Genomic DNA, 22,191 nt, shown 5'->3' with positions numbered 1-22,191 from the left:
TGTGGAAGAGGATTGTGCTTAAATTGATAGCTTTGGTAAGAGTTGAAAATGAGAATACTCCCAAAAATAAAGATGACAGCTATAAAAATGTATTCAAGTTTTTTACCAAAGATGTTGCAGTCCTGTTTGGTGGAGCTGTGCGGAATCGAACCGCAGTCCGAAACCTGGCTACTCCCAACGTCTACATGCTTAGAAAGGTTGTTTAATCTCGTCTTGCTTCACACAACCTGCAAAGCTACGCAAGACCAGTCTCAAGGATTCGTCTTGAGCTGAGACAGACTTAAGATATATCTAAATGAAGGGTTATACTTCGAGTCCTGCTTATTTAGAATCCACAGGTGAAGCAGCCCGCCTCTTACGAGGGGTTAAAACTTAAGCTACTGCTAAAGCTGGGCGATAATTTGTATTGTTTGCGTTTAAGCAATTGTGAGCCGTCTAACGGAATGCTCAGTCCGACATGCAGTTGGGAGCCACCAGATCCCGTCGAAACCAGGTCAGCCCCATATTTATTACTTATTTTAAAAGTAATAATATATTATACCAAATATATTTGTTAATTTGTAAATAGTAGGATGCTTTTTTAGCTGGTTTATTTTATCCATGCTGCTATTTTATCTGAGAATTTTGTGATTTTGGCAGTTAAAAAAGAGAGAAAGCGAGTGTAGTAAAGCAAAATAAAATTAAATTTTTTGCCATTTCTGATTAAGAAAAGAAGAACTTTTTCATAGTAAAGGACTATATCACCTGCCGGTACAGGTTTTATATTTTGAAACTTTTTTATTTTCCTTATAAAAAGAGTGATAAAGATGCTCAAAAACAAGGGGTACAGGAAAGGGAGGGCATTCAGCTCTCTCATAATTTCTACAGAAAAGTCTAAAGAAAATGGCAAAGAGAGAATGCCTGCAAGAAGCAAAATCCAAGGCCAAAGCAGAGAAAAACTTGTACTGACCCCAAAAGGAGCTGCAGCCGGCCGAACCAAATACAGCAATCTTATCATAAGCAATGTTGTATTTACAGTGCCGATAACAAGAAGTACGGAAAGCATACTGCTCCAAGGTGCTGCAAAGTACGCGGTATAACTTTTTACCAAATATTTTGCTGTCATGCCGCTGCTATAGGGCACAGCTGCCAATGCAAGAGCAGGTATACAGAGTCCGAGCCATATCGCATATCTTTGCAGTTTATTTGTGCTGCCAAGCATGCCGACACCTAAAAAAAGAGCTCCTTTGCTGAGGCCATGATGCAAAGCAAAAAAAGTGATACCGGCCAAGATACTCTTCCAATGCTCAGGCAGATAAAATCCAAAACCTATAAGCATAGTCATAATCCCCATCTGGCTTATGCTTGAATAGGCTAAAAGTGTTTTGGGATTACGTTGTGTCAAGCCTATAATGACTCCGTAAAATTGTGCTAAAAGACCTAAAAGTATAATGCCTGCTGCCCAGTAGAGGGAGATGATCTCTCCTAATGGAAGGAATCGCAACCATCCCAAAAGTCCGGCATTTATCATTGCACCGGAGAGAACTGCACTTGCAGGTGTGGGCGCTACGGGATGCGCAAGAGGCAGCCATACATGTAAACCGATAATCCCTGCCTTTATACCAAAAGCAGTAAAAAGCAACAGGATTACTAAATTTTTATTCGGGTTGTTTATAAATCCTGTTCGTACAGATTCAAATGAAGTTACATCAGATGTCTGCGCCAGTAATAAAAAAGCAACAAAAAGCATCACTTCGCCAATAACAACCAAAATTATATAGACTAATCCTGCATCAAAGGCTTCCTTGTCTTTATTAAAGACGACAAGTCCATATGAAGCAAAGCTCATTAAAGTAAAAAAAAGATAAAAGCTGAAAATATCCTGAGATATTACAAGTCCAAAGTTTCCGGCCATTGCAAGCAGAAAAAAACTATAAAAAGAGATCTGTCTGTCTTCTTTGGAAAAATATGCTTTTGTGTAGATGCCGGCAACAGACCAAAGGAGTGCACTGTCAAGCAAAAAAAGAGTTCCTGTGGCATCGAGTCCGATTTTCATACCAAGAAGCAACCATGGAAAATTCCAATGAGCGATGCTAGGCGAGACAAGTAAAGCGGCAAAAAGTGCAGGGATACCTGCCCATGCAGCAAGCGATAAAGTTATAGGACGGATTTTTTTTAGAGACAACAGGGGAACCAGCATTAGAGGCCAGAGTACACCCAATAAGAGCAGGCTGTTTACAGACGTTTCATACATTTTAAAAAAACTCCCGCTGGGTAATGAGATGCACCCATGCTAAAGGACTCCAGGGAGAAGCGGCGAACAGACCAAAAGAAAGAGCAAAAAATGCTGTAATAAGCGGCGGCCATAAGAGACTGAGTTTTGTTTCCCCTTTTGAAAAATTATGTTCATCAGGCCAGGATTTTGGAGGTGCCAAAAACCATGCTCGATAAAGTATAGGTAAAAAGTATCCTGCATTCAGGAGACTGCTCGCAGCAAGTACAGCTATTACCCACCCCTGCCCGGATTCCAAAGCACCAAGTCCCAGGTACCATTTCGTAATAAATCCTGCAATCGGAGGTATACCGATCATGCCAAGGGCGCCGATAGTAAAAGACACCATAGTCCAGGGCATGCGTTTTGCGATGCCGTTCATTTGGCTTACCTGATATACGCCAAGTGTTTCTGCAAAATTTCCTGCTCCAAAAAAGAGAGTGATTTTCATAACACCTTGGTGCACAAGATGTATAATTCCCCCTGTTGTTGCGATGGGACCCACTATGGCAATACCAAGGATGATATAAGAAACCTGGCTTATTGTAGAAAAAGCCAGCCTTCGTTTGAGATTATCCTGAAAAAGTGCTCTGAGAGAGCCGTATATGATAGTGATGGAAGCTATAACAGCCAGAGGTGTTGTCAAACCAAGAAAAGCTGCTGTTTCAAGTCCGTATACTTCATATACAACGCGTACTATACCGAATGCTCCTGCTTTGACAACGGCGACTGCATGCAAGAGAGCACTTACCGGTGCCGGAGCCACCATGGCTTGCGGCAGCCATCCATGCAGAGGAAAGAGTGCTGCTTTGACACCGAATCCTGCAATTAAAAGGATGAAAATTATTACAAGAGCCGAAGAATGCTCTTGCAGTATTGTTTGCACAAATCCTTTTGGCGTAAACTCAAGTGTACCGGTTAATGTATAAAGCCATACTGTTCCCAGCAATAACAAGGCACCTCCAATCAGAGTATAGAGAAGGTATCTGCTGCCTGCAAGACGGGACTCTTCAGTACCTCTATGGATAATAAGAGGGTAGGCAGAAAGTGTCAGTATTTCATAAAAAAGCAAAAAAGTGATGAGGTTTCCGGATAAGGCAATGCCAATAGTGGCCGTAATACAAAGATTGAAAAACCCGAAAAAACGGCTGCTATGCGCAGATCCCTCCAGATAACCAATAGCATAGATTGTGGTTATAAACCACAAAACACTTGAAAGCCCTGTAAAAAAAAGAGCAAAAGGTCCGGCACGCAAACTGATATCAAGATTCTGGATAAGCGCAAAACGTATTTCATAATGTTCTCCGTAATAGACACCGACAAACATCCATATGACTAAAACAAGTGTTATAAAAATCCCTGAAAGGTTCAAAAGTGTACGAAGAGTATGTTGCTTTTCTGAAAGTCTGAAGATTATCAGAGCAGGCAGAAATGAACTTAAAACTACAAACAGGGGAATGTATGTGTTAAAACTCACGGGGCTGCTCCAATGTTTCCAAAAGGATTTCCGATATGTATCAGCGAAAGCAGTGGTGTGGCAAAAAAACCTGTCAAAATTGCCATTATCGCAAGACACAGAGGTACAAGTTCCATTGAGAGAGGAATGTTTTGTGCCTTTTGTGTACGAGTGGTCTTTGTAAAAGTGAACCCTAAAACCTTGAAAATATATCCTGCAGCCAACAATCCGCCCAGAAGAACTACTGCGGTTATTCCCCAGTTGTTGTCTGCAAGTGATGCTTCAAGGAGAAACCATTTGCCTATAAAACCGCCACTGAGGGGTAATCCGATAATACTCACTCCCGCTAAAGCAAAAGCAGCAGTACTCAAAGGAAGCCTTTGTGCAATACGGTCCAAATCAATGATACGGTCATGCCCGTGAAAATGCAATAAATTTCCTGCTACAAGGAACAAAGCACTTTTTGCCAGTGCATGTGAGAGCATAAGATAGATAAGTGCGCTCCATGCTACAGACACCCCTCCCAAAGCCAAAGAAAAAGCAAGAAAAAGATAGCCTACCTGCGCTACTGTGGAGTAGGCTATGAGCAGTTTCAGCCGAGTCTGCACAAGTGCCTGAACGGAGCCCCATAAAACGGCTATGGATCCAAGTACAGCAAAAAATATTTCAAAATAAAAATTATGCAGAGGAAAAAAAAGAGATATCCATAAGCGCAGCTGTATATATATGGAAGCTTTGATGATGAGCGCCGACAATACTGCACTTATAGGGGCAGGAGCACTGGCATGTGCAGGCGGAAGCCAGAAATGCAAAGGAAAAAGAGCGCTTTTAAGAAGCAAACCGGCACTCATCAGACCCATTGCAGCCCATGCTGCAGGGGTAGATTCTATTGTATTTGAAAGAATGGCAATATCTACACTTCCAAAACCATGATACAACAGAGCGACGCCTAAAAGATAAGCAAGCGAGCCAAGCAGTGTCACTAACAAATACCGCATAGCTCCTGTCAGTGCCTCTTTTGTATTGCTCAAAGCAGTCAGGGCAGCAGAGGCCAGTCCGATAAGTTCCAAAGTTACATAAAAATTAAAGATATCCTGCGATAAGAAAAGAGCATTAATCCCGGCTATGAGAAACAGCCAGATTGGCCAAAACCAAAGAGACTGTGTCTGCGTAAAATATTTTCCTGCATAGACACTTGCTCCGACTCCGATGAGTGCAGTCAGTCCAAGCATAACAAGACTTAAACCGTCTATGTAAAGGTTTATACCCAAGGGTGCATCCCAGCCGCCTACAAGATGATAAAAAGCACCTTGCGTACGTAGTTTCAGAGCAATAAAAACTACAAAAAAGAGTGTGAGTATGAGTGTGGAAATACCGATAGCTTTATTGAATTTCGGCAAAAGAAAAGAGAATAATCCTCCTAAAATCGGCAATAAAATCAAAAAAACTTCCCAAGGGGTTGCTAATACAAGTTTTAAATACATCACTTTTCTTCCAGGCTTGAAAGCTCTGCTTTGCCTGTTTTTAATGCAATTTTTATCATAAAAACCAGGGCCAGGGCTGTTGCGGATATAGCAACAACTATCCCCGTAATGACCATGGCATGCGGTACCGGGTCCGGCTGTGTGCCTGCAGTGCGCATGGAGAGGGAGACAAGTAAAAGAAAAACACCGCTTCCCATAATGTTTATGGCAAGCAGTTTTCGCAAAAGATGGGCCTGTACAATGAGTGTATACAAACCTGTACAAAAAAGTCCGATTCCAGCGACAGCATAGAAAAACAGTGTGCTCACTTCTCTTCCTTTGGTTGTGCAAAAATAGTAAAAAAAAGATTAAACAGAGTTATTGCTATTGAAACAGTTGCAGCGGCTTCAAGAATAAAAATGAAATAAGAAGCCTCTGTTGCAGAAAATTCAAGAAGTGTATCAGAAAACAGTAGTGTGATTGCCGAAACAAGAACAAAAGCAAGCAAACCTGTACTTGCAAGAAGTCGTACAAAGAAATTTTTATAAGACAAATCAAGTTTCCACCCGCTTAAAAAGATTAAAATTCCAGTAGCACTTAAAATAGAACCGGCCTGAAAAGCACCGCCTGGAGCCTGTGCTCCAATCCATAAAATATAAGCACTCAGCAAAAGCAATACAGGAACCAAAATCCCTCCCAATCTTTTTAATACAGGACTTTTTAAAAGAGACTTCGCCTCTCTTGCTGAACTGCCCAATGAATAAACTCCCAAAAGAGCAATAAACAAAACCGCCATCTCAAGGAGGGTGTCATAGGCACGGAAGTTCATCAATACCGCTGTTACAGGATTGGAAACACCGCTGTTTTGCATTTGTGAGCCTACTGTTTGGGCAAGACCCTGTGTCTGTTGAGGTAAAGATAAAACGGTATACGTTAAGCCTGCAAAAAGAAGGGCTGTTAAAATGAATGTAAAAAAACGTACCATACTTTATACCCTCTCTTGTTTTAATCTATATTCATTTTCTTGAGTTTGACCAAAGCACTTAACAGCAGTGCCCCTGTAAGTCCGGCACCAATAACCACTTCGGCCATAGCAACATCGTAAGCACCCAACCGTCCCCATGCAACAGATATTAACAAACCAAAGACGATAAAAAAGACAATAGCCTGAAACAAGTCTTTACATGTAAGTGTTTTATAGGCAACAAACAACAATGAACTTGAGAGTAACATGTCAAAGACAAATTCTACGATTGCTAACGTTTCCATATTTTTATTCCGTTGCGAAATGCGTTTTTTGCGATTAAATGTGAGACACCTGCTCCTGCCAAAAAAACCAAAAACCAGATAAGCAGCAGTTTTTCTATCTCAAAGAACGAATCTGCCTGCAAACAGAGTGCAAGTACAATGAAACCGACACCGATATTGTCAGCTTTTGTCAAAGCATGCAATCGGGTATAAACATCCGGCAGCCGTAAAAGCCCGACTGTGCCGGCTAAAAAGAAAACTGCTCCGAACAGGAGAAATATGATAGAGAGAATGTCAATCATTTTCATGCCTTTTGTGTTTTTTTCTGCTACTGCTTTGGACAAAGGCTATTGCAGTGACAGCAGCGAGTGAAGCAAAAAGCAGTGCTATGTTGCGCAAAGCGGCATGTCCGTTTATTTGCGAAAGCAAAAGCAAAATAATGATGGCAATCGTACCAAATAACTGTGATGCCAAGATTCTGTCTTCATTTGTCGGACCATAGGCAAGACGCCATATGCCTGCAATAAGGTTTAGAAACAAAAATACTACAAGACCTGTATAGATAATATTCATCATTTGCATACCTACAGGGATATAGGAGTTTTAAATCCCGGAGGCTTGATGGCAAGAACCGAACAGTCTATCTGGTTGAGTATGTCTTCTGCTGTATTTCCCATAATGACTCCGGCCAAACCTGTTCGCGCGACAGTGCCCATAACAATCAAATCAATTTGCAGTTTTTGGGCAAACTGGGGAATGATTTTATTTGGCAAACCTCGCAGCAGATGAATATTCGGTTTTAGAAATTTTAACATATCACCGATTTGCGTATGTGCTGCATCACGTAAGAGTGCTTGCAGCTTTGAATCATGCAGATGCTGCATCTCCTGTGCATATTTAATAACTTCTGAATCCGGCATCTTTATAAATGCACCCTGCATGAGTGCTGTTTCTGGAGCATCCCATACATGCAGTACATGTAATTGGGCTAACTCGCTGACAGCAAGAGAGCTTGCTATTTGAAGAATTTGATGGTTTAGCTTTTCCTGTGTATCTGGTTCTTCTTCCGTTTCAGTGTCAATATTTACATCGACAGCAGCCATGATATGATTGAAAGATTCAGGGCTGTTTTTTTTGATAAACCAAACCGGACATGGACATTTTCGTAAAAGATGCATATCATTGCTCCCGAACAATCGATGCATCCAACTTGCATTTTCCGGCATTTTGATGACCAGATCATAATTGTCTAGCAAAACATGATAGATTATCTCATAAAAAGGTGTTCCGAAAAATACTTTAATTTTAATATCTGACTGGTTTGAAACAGTCTGTGTCAAATCTTTAAGCTCTTTTGTTTTTTCTTTTTTTAAAAGAGTTTTTACATCCATATCCAAAAAGTTTTTCAAAATACCAAAACTGGCTTTTGAGTTGCTAATAACACTCGCAACTGTCAGTTTTGCCTGATTGTCTGTTGCCAACTTGACAGCGCGTTGCAAAATGCTTTGGCTCGCTTGTGTATCTTCAATAATGCAGAGTATGTTTTTAAATCTTTTCATTTGAACTACCTTGAGTGTTGGTCTTTTTGGAAAATATCTCATTGATATAATCTTCAATGAGCAGGACCTCTTGTTTGATATTTTTGCCAATATCCAAAACATGAATCAACAACAAATTATTTTCAATTTCTACTGAAAGTGTACCCGGAAGCAGGTTTAATACATTGACAATCATATCCTGCTGTACTCCTTTTGGAAGATGCAGCTGATACTTTAGCAAACCAGGGTTTATCGGAAGAGCCGGATGAAAAACACGCAACATGACATCAAATCCTCCCAAAAGAGAGCGTATAAGATAAAACGGAATAAATTTCAGGAATGCAGTAAAGTTCCAAAAGACAGGAGGAACAAGGATAAGACTGATTATGGATGAGAGCAATACAGCAGGAACGCCAATCCAAAGAGAAGAGATGTCGCCGTCTGCCAGTATTATCCAAATAATAAAAAATAAAAACATTCTTTTGGAAAGAACAAAGAGAAAACGGGTTCCAATCTGAATATTTTTCATAGTATGACCACCTTGTATAATAACATTGTACACTTTTTTCTCAATATTTTAAAAAGATTCACAGCGGCTCCCTTAGAATGTATTTTAATTCCAGCTCTTTTTCTATAAGTTTATAGTATTCACTGAGGAGTTTTTGTTTTGCCTGAAGTGTTATGATCTCTCTTTGGTTGAGCGTAAGCAGGTTTCCTATGCCAAGCTTGTAGCGTCTTCTTTGCGCATCTTCAACTTTCTGTTTAAGAGTCACCTCTTTTTTTGCAAGATTTATAATCTCTTTTTTTGTTTTTATCTCCTGCAGTACTGTAATGATGGCCGTTCTTAGTTTGCTCTTTTGGAGTGCTATCCTGTTTTGCAGCAAAAGCGTTTCTTTTGTATAGGCACCTTTTTGTCCTTTGTAGGAACTTCGCTGTAAAGGAAGATTGAAATCAAAAGTAGCTTTGTACCCTTCTTTGTATTGCAAATCATAGACACCATAAAAATTGACATCCAGTTTTGGGTACTTTTTGACTTCATTGTACTTTTGTTTAATTGTTATTTCTTTTTCCTTTACATGTAACGCTTTGAGAAGCAAACTGTTTTTAAAGGCTGTTTGAACTGCTTGATCCTGCAGCAGCTCCAAAGAACTTTGCTTTGGCAATTCCGGAAGTGTATACTTGGCATCAAAATCTTTTTTGCTAATATTGAGATATTGCAAAAAAGAGTAAAAAACTTTTTGAAACTGCATATTTGTCAGTACAACTCTCTGTTTTCTGTTGATAATTTCACTTTCTATCTCTGTTAATGCTATTTGCGGCAATTTTCCGGTTTGAATACTTTTGTCAATAAACGCAAAATTAATATATGCTTTGTTGAGAAGTTCTCTGTTTGCTTGGAGCAGTTCTTTGTGAAGTAAAAGTTTATAATAGAGCTTTGATACATCAAGATAAAATTTGATGATTTTGTCCTGTGATTGCAGTTTTGCTATTTTTGTCTTTTGTTGGGCAAGAGAGAGATTCTTTTGGTTTTTGCTGATGCTGTTAATGATATTGAAAACTGGAAGATGCAGGTTGACAATGGCTTCTCCCTCTTTGGATGTTTTTATGTTGTTGTACTCTTGTGTTCCTGTTGCTTTTCTGTATGCGGCTGAAAATTCCACTCCGTTTCCAAGAGACTGCCTGAGTCCTGCTTTTGTAAACTCTGCTGTAGAGAGCGGGTACTCTTTTTTTTCATAGTTTGCATCAAGTTTTATATCAAAAGCACCCTTGTAGAAAATTTCATTGTATTCTTTAATGTAAATATCACCCACTTTTTCGTAGTAAAAAGGGTTTTTTTCATTAAAATAGTTTATGATGTCTTTTTGGATAAATACTTCCTGGGCAAAACCGTAACTGCATAAAAGAACGATAAGCAAGCTTTTTATCTGCATTTAAAAACTCGATTCATCTATTTTTACATGGACCATTTTTGGCGGTTGTGCCGATATGAGTCTCCATATTTCATACCAGATAGGAACCGTTGAGAGCCGTACCCATATCTTTGCCTGTGTTCCGTTTCTTAAAAGATGTGACGGAGGCCATTTGCTGTCTTTTTCATTTTCTACAACAAGTGCATAGTAGTTATTCTGATCATATGCCGTTTGTTCTGTTGTGGCAATTTTTCCGCCGTATGTTCCGTGAGAGATTTTTGGCCATCCGGAAATCTGCAGAGCGGGCCATCCGTAAAATATTATACGGGCTTCAAGTCCTTTTTTAATAAGCGGCATATTGAAGTTGGAGACTTCAAGGCGGATGGCCCTTGTTGTTACTTTTGGAACAAAAAAGAGAATCTTCTCCCCTTTTTTGAGAAGTTTGTTTGTGTCATTTTGATAGATTCTGACCACATAACCATCCGATTTGGCTTTAATGTCTTTATTCTCATAGCGCAGAAGTTTTACACTTTCGTTTTGCAGATTCTTTTTAAGTGTATTTATGCTGTTCTTTGTTTCCAGCAATCTGTTTTTTATGGTGTTTATCTTTTGTGTCAGTGTATTGAAAATCGCATCTTTTTCATTTTGGAGTACTGATATCTCTTTGTAGGCATTTTCTATTTTTGTGTTTATTATTGAAAGTTCTGCTTTGGTTGATATGTACGCATTGTTTTGTACCTCCAGTGCTCTTTTTGATTCTATACCGTCTTGAAAAAGTTTTTGCGTTCTTTTAAAGTTGATAAAGGCAATTTTTTCCTGGTTGGTCAGTGCGGTTTTTTTCTCCTGCAGAGCAAGGATTTTGTTTCTTTGCTGTGATATTTTTGTAGTAAAAGCTTTCATTTTGTTTTCAAGGTTTTCTTTTTGATTGGTGAGGTTGTTTTTTAGATTTTCAAGTTTAATTGTAAGATTGCTTATCTGGTTTTGTGTCTGCTGTTGGATATCCTGGAGCCTTTGCAGATAATCTTTGTCCAAATCTCTCATTGAAAAAAGAAGTTCCCCTTTTTTGACTTCCTGATTTTCTTGCACATAAAACTTCTCTATTACGCCATCAACGGTTGCAACTATGTTGTACTCCCGTTCAGTAGGGTTTAATGCGATTACTTTTCCTATACCGAAAACAGTTTGTTGCCATGGCAAAAAAAGCAAAACTATGAAAATTGATATAATAGAGAAGGTAATAAGCATCCAGTGTTTTATAAACTTATGTGGTTCGACGAGTTCCAATGATTTGTATTTTTTCACGTTTCTTCACTTTCAAAGACTTTAGAGAGTTTGTCGATTTTGTAAAAACCCTCAATCATGTCATAAATATAATCTATTTTTTCAATAAACTCTTTTAGGGCACCGACAACAGAGATAATGAGGATCTCAGCTGCAACGAACTCTCCAATAGGGACAATGCCTTCAAAAACAAGATAACCGCCCAAAATGAAGAAGGATGCCAAAATAAATCCTTCTGTAACAAAAGTAAGCGCAACCTGTTTGATGATTATTGCAAACATTTGCTGTCTTTTTGAAATGTATTTTGTCAGATATCCATCCAGTCTGGATGATATGCTTTGGCTTGTATCGTTTAAGAAGGGAATACTTTGCAAAAAGTATATGGCATTATGTTTTGCATCAGACCGTGCGACTGCATTTTTTGGGCTTTTTCTTCCTAAAAATAAAATCATAATCGCAAATATAATTATAAAAACCACGCCCAGTACAAAGAAGGAAACATCAAACAGAAGAAGAAGCAGCAGGCTTATGACAACCTTGATAATAAGGCTGGAACCATTGAGGAGCAAAATCGGAAAAAGTTTCTGTATGTGTACAACATCAAAAAAGTAGTTCATATATTTGTCGATTTTATCTTTGTTTTGAAGGTTGTTTTTATTGTTGATCGCAAGTTCAGAGACTTTAATGGCATTTTTTACAAATATTTTTTGTTCAAATTTTTCTATGATGTACTCTTTTATGACTTGCAAAATTGCAATAAGTGAAAAAATGACAATTACGACAATGCTTAAGACAGTGATGGAGATAGAAGCATGCGCCAGTACGCTGTTAATAATAAATGCTGAGGTCAACGGACTCACAAGCAGTAAAATTGCTTCAATAACAGAATAGTACAGAAGATAAAAAATATTTTTTTTATCTTTTGATGCAATACTTTTGAGCTGCTTGAAAACATTACTAAAAATTTCTTCGTTTGTCATGTTGTTTTTTGCCCCTAAATCTAAATTATGCCATACAAAACTGCTTTATATGCTTGAATACCGCTGCCGAACTATTTTTTCAATGGCAACTGTAACATAAATCAGCACTCCAACGGCAAATATATTGAGCCAGTCATGCAAACTGATCGGTGCAGTATGAAACATTTTATTCATAATTGGCAGATATGTCAGGGCAACAGAAGCGCCTATCATGCAAAAAATACCGATCCATATCCAGAGATTGCTGAAGAGTCCCAGCTTAAATATGGAAAAACGCAGTGAACGGGAATTGAGCAAATAAAAAGATTCTCCAACGGCAAATACATTGACTGCTATTGTTCGGGCCTCTTCCAAACTGTTTCCGTGCATGAGTGCCAGTTCAAATAAGCCAAAAGAGCCGCCAAGGAGCATAGTACCCACCAAAAAGATACGAATCAGCATCTCTTTTCTTAGTATCGGAGCAGATGGCGGATGCGGCGGTTTTTGCATCAAACCTGGTTCCTGCGGTTCAAATGCCAGAGCCAGTCCGAGAAAAACTGCAGCTGTCATGTTGATCCACAAGGCCTGAACAGGAAGAATCGGGAGTGTGACATTTGCTAAAATAGCAACCATGATGACAAGCCCCTCTCCAAGATTTGTTGCCAATATGAAACCGATAAACTTGATAATATTTTCCAGTACAGCCCGTCCCTCTTCGACAGCTGCCTCTATAGAAGCAAAATTATCATCAGTCAGTACCATATCTGCCGCTTCCTTGGCAACTTCTGTCCCTGTGATCCCCATAGCAATTCCGATATCGGCTCTGCGAAGCGCAGGGGCATCATTGACACCGTCTCCTGTCATTGCAATAATTTCATTGTTCCTTTGGAGGGCTTCGACGATACGCAGTTTTTGTTCCGGTGTTACTCTGGCAAATACCGAAGCATTTTTTGAAGCTTCGAGCATTTCTTTTTCTTGTAAATTATTCAGTGCATTTCCTGTAATGACGACACTGCTTTCATCTTTTTGCGCAGAATGGATTAATCCCATCTTCCTGGCAATTGCTGTGGCTGTTATGGCATGGTCCCCTGTAATCATTTTTACATCTATGCCTGCCGTTTTGCATGCTTCAATCGAAATTATTGCCTCTTCTCTTGGCGGATCTATCATACCCTGAAGACCGATAAACTCCAAATTGTGAGAGATATGTTCATGTTCGAGGGTTATTTTGTGCTCTATGACAAGTCTGGCAAAGGCCAAGACCCTTAAGCCTTTTTTTGCCATAGACTCCACCTGCATAAAAATGTCATTCTCATCGAGAGGGACAGGCTCACCGTTTATATCCAAAACAGTACTGCATCGCTGGGTAATACTCTCTGCAGAACCTTTTACATAAATGATATATTTGTTTGTTTTTTTGTCAAAATGCAGAGTTGCCATATACTGATATTGCGATTCAAAGGGGATCGCATCTATCCTTGGCATGTCAGCTCTTAATGCGTCAGTGTCTATTGCCGCTTTTTTTGCACAGACCAGCAATGCTCCCTCCGTAGGATCTCCTTCTATGCTCCATGCCTTTTCACTCTTTTTGAGTCTGGAATCATTGCATAAAACTCCTGCTTTGAAGAGTTCCAAAAGGGTCCGGTTCTTGCCGCTGTCATAATTTTTGTTTTCTTGGAGGATCTCTCCATCGGGTGAATACCCGACTCCGCTTATCTCAAATTTCTCATTTGCGCAGTAGAGTTCCTGGACGGTCATTTCATTGCGTGTCAATGTCCCTGTTTTGTCTGAACAGATTATTGTGGTGCTTCCCAGGGTTTCTACAGCCGGAAGATGGCGAATGATTGTATTTCGTTTTGCCATGCGTGCGACACCGATAGCCAAGATAATTGTCATAACAGCAGGCAGACCTTCGGGTATCATGGCAACACTCAGTGCAATGGATGCCATAAACAACTCTTCCCAGGATTTACCGTGCCATAGCCCTACAGCAAATGTGACTGTTGCCAAAAAGAGAATTACCAATAACAAGAGATGACTGAATTTGGATATTTTACGAGTCAAAGGAGTATCCAATACGGTTGCATCATTAAGCAGTTTTGAAATATGACCTATTTCTGTCTCATCGCCTGTTGCAACAACAACGCCTGTGCCTGTACCGTATGTGACAAAAGTTGACGAATAGAGCATATTGGTACGATCCGCAAGAGAAACATCTTCGGGAAGTATTGTATTTGTTTTTGAAACAGGGGTTGATTCTCCTGTAAGGGCGGATTCGTCTATCTGCAGTTCACGGGATGAGAGAAGCCGCATATCAGCAGGGACTTTGTCTCCTGACTGCAGCAACACAATATCTCCAACCACAAGTTTTTTTGCATCAATCTGCTGTTTTTTTCCGCCACGCAACACAGTGCTTACTGTAACTAAAGACTCTGACAAAGCGGCCAGTGCATTGAGTGCTTTGTTCTCCTGGATGAATCCTATGATGGCATTGAGCAAAACAACACCAAAGATCACACTGGCATCAACGTAGGCACCCAGATATATTTTTATGACAATAGCCGCCAGCAAAATATAGACCAGTGCCTGATTGAATTGACTTAAAAAACGAAGGAGTGCAGATTTTGTTTTTTTGACACTTAAAAGATTCGGACCATATTGTTTGTACCTTTTTATTGCCTCATCTTCTTGAAGTCCTTTATTCAAATCCGAGCTTAAGGTTTCCAATATCTTTTTTTGATGAAGAGCATGCCAGCTGTTTTTCATATCTAACCCTGTTTTTATTTTAAAATCAGGTAAATGGTACTCTTTTTTAGCTTAATGATAAATGTTATCGTAAAGGGATAGACCATTTGGCATAGTAGGCAATAAGCCTAAGGGTCAGTGCAGCAAAAAAGAGGATAGAAATATTTGTATACGTGGTTACATGTAAAGTATGCAGTGCATATAAAATAACGGCAATAAGAATAGAAACTGTTCCGTAAAAACCTGTTTTTAAAACAAAAGGTACTTCGTTGATGATGACATCACGTGCAATTCCTCCCCTACTGCGGTCAGAAAGGACATGGCAATAATGCCTGTGAGATTGAAACTGCTCTCTATGGCGATCAGTGCCCCCGAGATACTGAATGAGACCAGACCGATAGAGTCACTTAAAATAAAAAGAGCTTTGTTCTCGATAGAGTTGCGGTGATGAAATTTAAAAATGATAAGAAGCAGCAAAACAGAGATGACAATCAGTGCCGGATAGTTATGCGAAAAAGTAAAAGGAATTTTTGCTACGGTAACATCTCTCATGATCCCGCCGCCAAGAGCCGTTAGAAATGTAGCGACTAATACACCGAGCAGATCAAGCCTGTTTCTGGTTGCCACAAAAAAGCCACTCATTGAAAAAGCGATAATGCCTATGTACTCTGCTATTTCAAACACAGAGCAAGCCCTTCAACTATTGCTTTTTTTTCCAGGGTTTTGATTTTTTTCTCAAGTGAATCAACCGTCTCTTCAGGGAGTATTTGTAATGATTTTTGCAAGATGATTTTTCCCTCATCATAATTTTCATTGACTTCATGAATAGTGACACCGCTTGTTTTTTCTCTGTTTTTTATGACAGCTTCATGTACAAAGCGTCCATACATGCCGGCACCGCCATATTTTGGCAGTAGAGAGGGATGCGAATTGATTATTGTAAAACTGGATGTCAGCGAAGGAGAGAGCTTTTTCATGTAACCTGATAAAAAAACATATTCGCATTGATACTCTTTCAGCAGCCGGTAAATAGTTTTATCAGGATCCGTATCTGTCTTTGCATTGACAAGTTTACATGTAAGCCCATATTTTTTTGCTTTTTGCAAAACCTTGGCATCTGTGTTGTTTGAAATAACCAAGGCAATGTTGAGCGATAAAATTCCTGCATTGACAGCTTCAAAGATGGCATCGAGACCGCTTCCGTTATGCGATGAAAGTATAGCTATGTTCTTCATGTTTTCTACCTGATTTTGAGTGTGATGAGTGCCAAAATATTCGAAAGAATAGCAATAATCCAAAAACGGACGATAATTTTGTTTTCCGCCCATTTTTTCATTTCAAAATGATGGTGAATCGGCGCCATTAAAAAGACCCGTTTTTTACGGAGCTTGAAGCTGCCTACCTGAAGAATAACAGAAAGCGTCTCTATAACGAAGATGGAACCAATCAGGAGCAGAAGTATTTCGCTTTTACTGATAATTGCCAGATATCCCAAAAATGCGCCTATGGTCAAAGAACCGCTGTCTCCCATAAATACTTCTGCAGGATGGCAGTTGTACCACAAAAATCCTGTAAGCGCACCTATGAGGGCACTGGCAATAATGGCTACTTCACTGACCTCAAAATGAGGCATGAGCAGGTAAGCACTGATTTTGACATTGCCTATAATATAGATGATAATACTGAAAGTGGCAAGGGCAACGATGGAAGGCACTGTTGCAAGACCGTCGAGTCCGTCTGTCAGGTTGACTGCATTGGAAGTGGAAATAATGACCAAAACCCATAAAAGAACGGCAAATGCACCCATGTCAAGAAGAGGTGTTTTTAAAAAAGGCACATACAAATCGGTGTTAAAATCAGCAAAGTAACATAAAAAACACGAAACAGCAAGGGCTGAAATGATTTGAAGCAGCAGTTTTGTTCTTGCTTTAAAGCCTGCAAGATTTTCATTTTTTTTGATTTTTGCAAAATCATCCCAAAAGCCTATGAGTGAAAAAAGCACAAGGGTAAGCAGTCCGGCCAAAGCATACGCATTGTCAAGACGGACTGTCAGAAGTGTGGCAATAATGGTAGCACCTATAAAGACGATGCCTCCCATTGTAGGCGTCGAGACTTTTTCCTGATGTCTTTGCGGTGCCCATTCGTTAATAGGCTGCACACTGGATGTTTTTTGGGCCCAGCGTATAAATTTTGGCATTAAGTACAATGTAAGAGTGAGGGCAATAAAAAAAGCGATTCCGGCACGAATAGTAATATAGCCTAAAATATTTATGTCGAGAAACTGATGTATAAAATATAGCAAATATTTGTCCTGATTAGAGTCTTGTTTGTTATTTGAAAGTGACATTATATGAGTATAATCACGCAAGAAAATTATTAATAGGAATAAAATTGAGTAAAAAAGCAATTTTAGTCATAACAGACGGTATTGGCTACTGTGAAAAAACAGAGCATAATGCATTTTATAATGCAAATAAACCTGCGTATGACAAATTTTTTAATGAAGTGCCGCACGCTCTTATAGAAACCTTTGGTTTGAGTGTCGGACTTCCCGAGGGTCAGATGGGCAACTCTGAAGTTGGGCATATGAGTATAGGCAGCGGACGTGTTCTGTATCAGGATCTGGTCAAAATATCATTGGCACTTAAAGACGGTTCTTTGGAACAGAATGAAGTTTTGCAAGAGCTTTTTCAAAAATCGGACAGGCTGCATTTAATTGGATTGATGAGTGACGGCGGAGTGCACTCGCATATAGATCATTTTATGGGTATAGCTGATATTGCGGCAAAAAACGGCAAAAAAGTCTTTTTGCATCTTATTACAGACGGAAGAGATGTCTCTCCAACATCGGCACAAAAATATTTAGAAGAAGTAAAAAAGCATTTGAATGAAAATGTAACAATTGCTTCCATATCCGGGCGTTTTTATGCAATGGACAGAGATAACCGCTGGGAACGGATCAAGCGTGCCTATGATGCTATTGTATCTGCACAACCGCAAACAGACATGACGCCTGAAGTCTATATAGGGCACTCTTATTCACTTGGAGAAACCGATGAGTTTGTCGAGCCGACTGCATTTGCAGGATATGAGGGGATGAAAGAGGGAGACAGTGTCCTTACTGTAAATTTCAGAAGTGACAGAATGCGAGAAATGGTAACGGCACTGGCTGATGAAAATTTTACAAAATTTGAAAGAAAAGTACAGCATGTAAACCTTGCAACAATTACCGAATATGACAAAAATTTTCCCTATCCTGTGATGTTTAGAAAAGATGTGCCAAAAAATACTTTGGCTGAAGTGATTGCCAGCGCAGGGCTTCGTCAGTTACATACCGCAGAGACGGAAAAATACGCACATGTGACCTTTTTCTTTAACGGCGGAATTGATGAACCGTATGAAAATGAAACACGGGTTTTGATTCCCTCGCCAAATGTGAAAACATATGATATGAAACCGGAAATGAGTGCAAAAGAGGTTGGTGAGGCTGTTCGTAAGGCAATGGACGGGGAGTATGACTTTATAGTGGTAAATTTTGCCAACGGAGATATGGTCGGACATACCGGTGATTTTGAAGCGGCAAAGAAAGCTGTCGAGGCTGTTGACGAAGAGTTGGGAAAAATATATGCCAAAGCAAAAGAAAAAGAGTATGCATTTGTGTTGACAAGCGATCATGGAAACTGTGAAGAGATGCGGGACGAAAACGGCAATGTGCTGACAAACCATACGGTCGGAAAAGTATGGTGCTTTGTGGATGCACAGGGTGTTGAAAAAGTAAAACCGGGCGGGCTCAACAACATAGCCCCGACGGTTTTAAAGCTGATGGAACTTCCGATTCCAAAAGAGATGGATGGAGCTTTGGTAGAAGTATAGCCGACACTACAGAAAAAAATTCAGTTTTCTCACAACTCATGCTTTAGCATAAAAAGTGCCGATTCCGAAAATGTATAATTTTTCAGGAACCCGTACTTCAGTGCAGGCCTGGGTGTTTTACAAAAAAATTAAAGGAAGGTATAATGAAATTTAGCGGAAAAAATGTTTTAGTAACAGGCGCAAGCCGTGGAATAGGTGCAGAAATCGCCAAAACTTTGGCGGGATTTGGTCTAAAGGTGTGGATAAACTACAGAAGCGGCGCAAAAGAAGCGGATGCGGTAAAAGAGGCAATCGAAGCAGAGGGAGGCAGTGCGGCGGTTATCGGGTTTGATGTAACCGATGAGGCAGCTTTTATTGACGGGATAAAGACAATAGTGGATGCGGACGGTGAGCTTTCCTATCTTGTAAACAATGCAGGCATTACAAAAGACAAGCTGGCATTGCGTATGAAAACAGAAGATTTTATGGCTGTTATTAACGCTAATCTTACCTCTGCTTTTATCGGATGTCGCGAATCTATGAAAGTTATGCGAAAGAAAAAATTCGGTTCGGTTGTCAATATTGCTTCGATTGTAGGCGAAACAGGAAACGGCGGACAGACAAACTATGCAGCGAGCAAAGGCGGGGTTATCGCAATGACAAAAAGCTTTGCAATTGAAGCTGCGACAAGCGGTATACGATACAACACTATCACACCGGGATTTATTGCAACTGAAATGACAGAAGTGCTGAGTGATGAGGTGAAAAAAAGTTTTACAGACAAGATTCCTATGAACCGTTTCGGTGATGCAAAAGAGGTGGCAAACGCAACAGCTTTTTTACTTTCGGACTATGCAAGTTACATTACGGGAGAAACTTTAAAAGTTAACGGCGGAATGAACATGGCATAAATGTCCTCTAAGATATTTATGCTATAATTACAGGATTTTAAACTTAAAAAAACAGGAGCTATAATGGCACTTTTAGATGATATTAAAGAAGTAGTAGTTGAGCAGTTAAGCGTTAACCCAGATGAAGTAAAACCGGATTCAAAATTCGTAGAAGATTTAGGTGCAGACAGTCTTGATGTTGTAGAACTGGTAATGGCTCTTGAAGAAAAATTCGACATCGAAATTCCTGATGATGAAGCTGAAAAAATTCAAACTGTTCAAGATGTTGTAAACTATATCGAAAACAAGTAGTCAGTTTTTTAATTTTTCAAAGAGGTTAGTCATCTCTTTGAAAGCAAATATTTTTAATAGTTAATTTTTGTATTGATTTTTAAAAGTATTTTATTATTTTATGGAGAATATTCAATGAAAAGAGTGGTAGTTACAGGTCTGGGAATGATAAATTCAGTAGGTCACGATAAAGAGAGTTCTTTTAAAGCTATATGTGACGGTGAATGCGGAATAGACATCATCACTATATTTGACCCTGAAAAATTCAGTGTAAAAATAGCCGGAGAAGTCAAAGACTTTGATCCTGCTACGGTTATGCCTCCCAAAGAAGTAAAAAAAGCAGACAGATTTATCCACCTTGGACTCAAAGCTGCCAAAGAAGCGATGGAAGATGCGGCACTTCCTGAAGATACAGATATGGAGCGATTCGGAATCAGTGCAGGTTCAGGAATCGGCGGACTCCCTTCCATTGAGAAAAGTTCTGTTATTTTAGAGACTCGCGGACCAAGAAGAATTTCTCCGTTTTTTATTCCGGGTGCTCTTGTAAATATGCTGGGAGGATTCGTTTCTATAGAACACGGAACAAAAGGACCAAACCTTTCAAGTGTAACAGCCTGTGCCGCAGGAACACATGCAATCAGTGAAGCGGTAAAAACCATTATATGCGGCGGAGCCGATAAAATGCTGGTTGTCTCGGCAGAGTCTGCTATAACAGGTGTGGGAGTCGGCGGATTTGCCGCGATGAAAGCACTCTCTACAAGAAATGATGATCCCAAGCATGCCTCTCGTCCTTTTGACGCAAATCGTGACGGTTTTGTTATGGGAGAGGGGGCTGCGGCTCTTGTTTTGGAAACATACGAAGATGCAGTTGCGCGTGGTGCAAAAATATACGGTGAAATTATCGGTTTTGGTGAAAGCGGTGATGCGAATCATATTACAACACCATCATTGGACGGTCCTGCCCGTGCGATGAAAGCTGCCTATAAAATGGCAGGTGAACCGAAACTTGATTATGTCAACGCACATGGAACCAGTACACCGGTAAATGATAAAAATGAAACAGCAGCGCTGAAAGATCTTTTGGGCGGAAAAGAAAACTGTCCTCCGATGAGCTCTATCAAAGGACAGATCGGTCACTGTCTCGGTGCAGCAGGCGGTATAGAGGCTGTTACATGTTTGATGGCGATGCGGGACGGTATCATTCCTCCGACAATCAACTATGAAACACCTGATGAAAACTGTGACTTGGATTATGTTACTGAAGGTGCGAGAAAAGCAGATCTAAACATTGTTATGAGTAACTCATTTGGTTTTGGCGGAACAAACGGCGTTCTTATATTCAAAAAAATCTAATTGACAAGGATTTAATTTGGCTACATACTTAGACTTTGAATATAAAATAAAAGCTATTCAAGAAGATATAATCTCTGCACAGGTTCGCCATGATCAAGGCGCAGTTGAAGAGTTGAAAAAGAAATTAGATAAGGAAGTTACAAAGATTTATAAAAATCTTTCTGACTTTCAAAAGCTTCAACTGGCACGCCATCTTGATCGTCCTTATGCACTGGATTATATTAATCTTATAATGAGAGACAAGTATGAAATACACGGAGACAGACATTTCCGTGATGATGCCGCTATTCTTTGTTATATTGGGTATATTGACAATCAAAAAGTTATGGTTATCGGCGAGCAAAAAGGGCGTGGAACAAAAAACAAGTTGAAGCGAAATTTTGGTATGCCGCATCCTGAAGGCTACAGAAAAGCACTCCGTGCCGCTAAATTAGCAGAAAAATTCAATATTCCGCTTCTTATGCTTGTAGACACACCGGGTGCCTATCCTGGTATAGGGGCAGAAGAGAGAAACCAGAGCGAGGCTATTGCGAGAAATCTGCTTGAACTGGCAGAACTGAAAATTCCTACGGTTTCTATTGTTATAGGAGAGGGCGGTTCCGGCGGTGCTCTTGCCATCGGCGTTGCCGATAAATTTGCAATGATGCGTTATTCTATCTTCAGTGTTATCTCGCCTGAGGGATGTGCTGCAATTCTTTGGAATGATCCTAAAAAAGTAGAAACTGCTACAAACGCACTTAAAATCACCAGTGCAGATTTAAAAGAGCTTGATTTGATTGACGATATTATAGATGAGCCTTTAATCGGAGCACACAGAGAAAAAGAAAAAGCAGCACAGGTTCTTAAGGAGTATTTTTTACAAAAAGTGGACGAATTAAAAGCTATGAGTGAAGAAGAGAGAATGAATGCACGCTATGCAAAACTCACAAAACCGGGTGCTTTCAAGGAGTAACT

The 22,191-nt window shown here is 39.8% G+C and carries 21 protein-coding genes, 1 other RNA gene and 1 pseudogene; 5 read left to right on the top strand and 18 right to left on the bottom strand.

The window, feature by feature from the left end; translation table 11 throughout:
* Nucleotides 1–127: 127 nt before the first annotated feature.
* From ssrA to mraY, 18 genes and pseudogenes are all read right to left on the bottom strand, one after another.
* Nucleotides 128–502: a transfer-messenger RNA gene (gene ssrA / locus ETP70_RS09385) on the bottom strand.
* Between the two features lie 87 nt (nt 503–589).
* Nucleotides 590–2,233 (bottom strand): complex I subunit 5 family protein, encoded by a 1,644-nt coding sequence (locus ETP70_RS09380; protein ID WP_151900938.1) that lies wholly within the window; start codon nt 2,231–2,233, stop codon nt 590–592.
* A gap of 1 nt (nt 2,234) precedes the next feature.
* Entirely contained in the window at nt 2,235–3,728 is a 1,494-nt protein-coding gene (locus ETP70_RS09375) for a complex I subunit 5 family protein (RefSeq protein WP_151900937.1), read from the bottom strand.
* Nucleotides 3,725–5,191, bottom strand: a complete 1,467-nt coding sequence (locus ETP70_RS09370) for a complex I subunit 5 family protein (RefSeq protein ID WP_151901545.1) — start codon at nt 5,189–5,191, stop codon at nt 3,725–3,727. Before ETP70_RS09370 ends, ETP70_RS09375 begins: the two co-directional genes overlap by 4 nt.
* Nucleotides 5,191–5,499, bottom strand: coding sequence for a sodium:proton antiporter (locus ETP70_RS09365; RefSeq protein WP_151900936.1), 309 nt, complete (start codon nt 5,497–5,499; stop codon nt 5,191–5,193). Before ETP70_RS09365 ends, ETP70_RS09370 begins: the two co-directional genes overlap by 1 nt.
* Nucleotides 5,496–6,155, bottom strand: coding sequence for a hydrogen gas-evolving membrane-bound hydrogenase subunit E (mbhE, locus tag ETP70_RS09360; RefSeq protein ID WP_151900935.1), 660 nt, complete (start codon nt 6,153–6,155; stop codon nt 5,496–5,498). Before mbhE ends, ETP70_RS09365 begins: the two co-directional genes overlap by 4 nt.
* A gap of 20 nt (nt 6,156–6,175) precedes the next feature.
* On the bottom strand, nt 6,176–6,439 hold the full coding sequence (locus ETP70_RS09355; RefSeq protein WP_151900934.1) for a Na(+)/H(+) antiporter subunit B: 264 nt from the start codon (nt 6,437–6,439) through the stop codon (nt 6,176–6,178).
* Nucleotides 6,427–6,726 carry a monovalent cation/H(+) antiporter subunit G gene (gene mnhG, locus ETP70_RS09350; RefSeq protein WP_151900933.1) on the bottom strand — a complete coding sequence of 100 codons (300 nt, stop codon included), beginning with the start codon at nt 6,724–6,726 and terminating at the stop codon, nt 6,427–6,429. The genes ETP70_RS09355 and mnhG overlap by 13 nt, the downstream gene beginning before the upstream one ends.
* On the bottom strand, nt 6,713–6,991 hold the full coding sequence (locus tag ETP70_RS09345; RefSeq protein WP_151900932.1) for an MrpF/PhaF family protein: 279 nt from the start codon (nt 6,989–6,991) through the stop codon (nt 6,713–6,715). Before ETP70_RS09345 ends, mnhG begins: the two co-directional genes overlap by 14 nt.
* 11 nt (nt 6,992–7,002) lie before the next feature.
* Complete coding sequence (locus ETP70_RS09340) at nt 7,003–7,977, bottom strand: universal stress protein (protein WP_188109980.1); 975 nt, start codon at nt 7,975–7,977, stop codon at nt 7,003–7,005.
* The gene (locus tag ETP70_RS09335) at nt 7,964–8,485 is read right to left on the bottom strand and encodes a Na+/H+ antiporter subunit E (protein WP_151900930.1); all 522 of its coding nucleotides are present in this window, start codon (nt 8,483–8,485) and stop codon (nt 7,964–7,966) included. The genes ETP70_RS09340 and ETP70_RS09335 overlap by 14 nt, the downstream gene beginning before the upstream one ends.
* Nucleotides 8,486–8,543: 58 nt before the next feature.
* Nucleotides 8,544–9,887: a TolC family protein gene (locus ETP70_RS09330; RefSeq protein WP_151900929.1), complete on the bottom strand. Its 1,344-nt coding sequence runs from the start codon at nt 9,885–9,887 to the stop codon at nt 8,544–8,546.
* Nucleotides 9,888–11,168, bottom strand: a complete 1,281-nt coding sequence (locus tag ETP70_RS09325) for an HlyD family secretion protein (RefSeq protein ID WP_151900928.1) — start codon at nt 11,166–11,168, stop codon at nt 9,888–9,890. It lies immediately after the preceding gene.
* Nucleotides 11,165–12,127: an ATP-binding cassette domain-containing protein gene (locus ETP70_RS09320; protein ID WP_151900927.1), complete on the bottom strand. Its 963-nt coding sequence runs from the start codon at nt 12,125–12,127 to the stop codon at nt 11,165–11,167. The genes ETP70_RS09325 and ETP70_RS09320 overlap by 4 nt, the downstream gene beginning before the upstream one ends.
* 45 nt (nt 12,128–12,172) lie before the next feature.
* On the bottom strand, nt 12,173–14,872 hold the full coding sequence (locus ETP70_RS09315) for a cation-transporting P-type ATPase (protein ID WP_151900926.1): 2,700 nt from the start codon (nt 14,870–14,872) through the stop codon (nt 12,173–12,175).
* A gap of 64 nt (nt 14,873–14,936) precedes the next feature.
* A pseudogene (locus ETP70_RS09310) lies at nt 14,937–15,493 on the bottom strand (trimeric intracellular cation channel family protein).
* Between the two features lie 29 nt (nt 15,494–15,522).
* Nucleotides 15,523–16,086 (bottom strand): phosphoribosylglycinamide formyltransferase, encoded by a 564-nt coding sequence (gene purN, locus ETP70_RS09305; protein ID WP_151900925.1) that lies wholly within the window; start codon nt 16,084–16,086, stop codon nt 15,523–15,525.
* Between the two features lie 5 nt (nt 16,087–16,091).
* On the bottom strand, nt 16,092–17,153 hold the full coding sequence (gene mraY / locus ETP70_RS09300; protein WP_151901544.1) for a phospho-N-acetylmuramoyl-pentapeptide-transferase: 1,062 nt from the start codon (nt 17,151–17,153) through the stop codon (nt 16,092–16,094).
* A gap of 89 nt (nt 17,154–17,242) precedes the next feature.
* On the opposite strand from mraY, the gene gpmI reads away from it, so the two are divergent.
* The 5 genes from gpmI (at nt 17,243) to accA (ending at nt 22,189) form a co-directional block, all read left to right on the top strand.
* Complete coding sequence (gpmI, locus tag ETP70_RS09295; RefSeq protein ID WP_151900924.1) at nt 17,243–18,724, top strand: 2,3-bisphosphoglycerate-independent phosphoglycerate mutase; 1,482 nt, start codon at nt 17,243–17,245, stop codon at nt 18,722–18,724.
* 143 nt (nt 18,725–18,867) lie between these two features.
* Nucleotides 18,868–19,614: a 3-oxoacyl-ACP reductase FabG gene (fabG, locus tag ETP70_RS09290; protein ID WP_151900923.1), complete on the top strand. Its 747-nt coding sequence runs from the start codon at nt 18,868–18,870 to the stop codon at nt 19,612–19,614.
* A 63-nt stretch (nt 19,615–19,677) separates the two neighbouring features.
* Nucleotides 19,678–19,905 carry an acyl carrier protein gene (gene acpP, locus ETP70_RS09285; RefSeq protein WP_013326372.1) on the top strand — a complete coding sequence of 76 codons (228 nt, stop codon included), beginning with the start codon at nt 19,678–19,680 and terminating at the stop codon, nt 19,903–19,905.
* 114 nt (nt 19,906–20,019) lie between these two features.
* A complete protein-coding gene (locus tag ETP70_RS09280; RefSeq protein ID WP_151900922.1) occupies nt 20,020–21,237 on the top strand; it encodes a beta-ketoacyl-ACP synthase II in 1,218 nt (405 codons plus the stop codon).
* A 16-nt stretch (nt 21,238–21,253) separates the two neighbouring features.
* Nucleotides 21,254–22,189 (top strand): acetyl-CoA carboxylase carboxyl transferase subunit alpha, encoded by a 936-nt coding sequence (gene accA / locus ETP70_RS09275; RefSeq protein ID WP_151900921.1) that lies wholly within the window; start codon nt 21,254–21,256, stop codon nt 22,187–22,189.
* Nucleotides 22,190–22,191 lie beyond the last annotated feature (2 nt).

The sequence above is a fragment of the Sulfurimonas hydrogeniphila genome, from assembly GCF_009068765.1.
Taxonomy (GTDB): domain Bacteria; phylum Campylobacterota; class Campylobacteria; order Campylobacterales; family Sulfurimonadaceae; genus Sulfurimonas; species Sulfurimonas hydrogeniphila.
The sequence above is the reverse complement of the archived record's forward strand: the minus strand, read 5'-3'. Positions and strand labels throughout refer to the sequence as shown.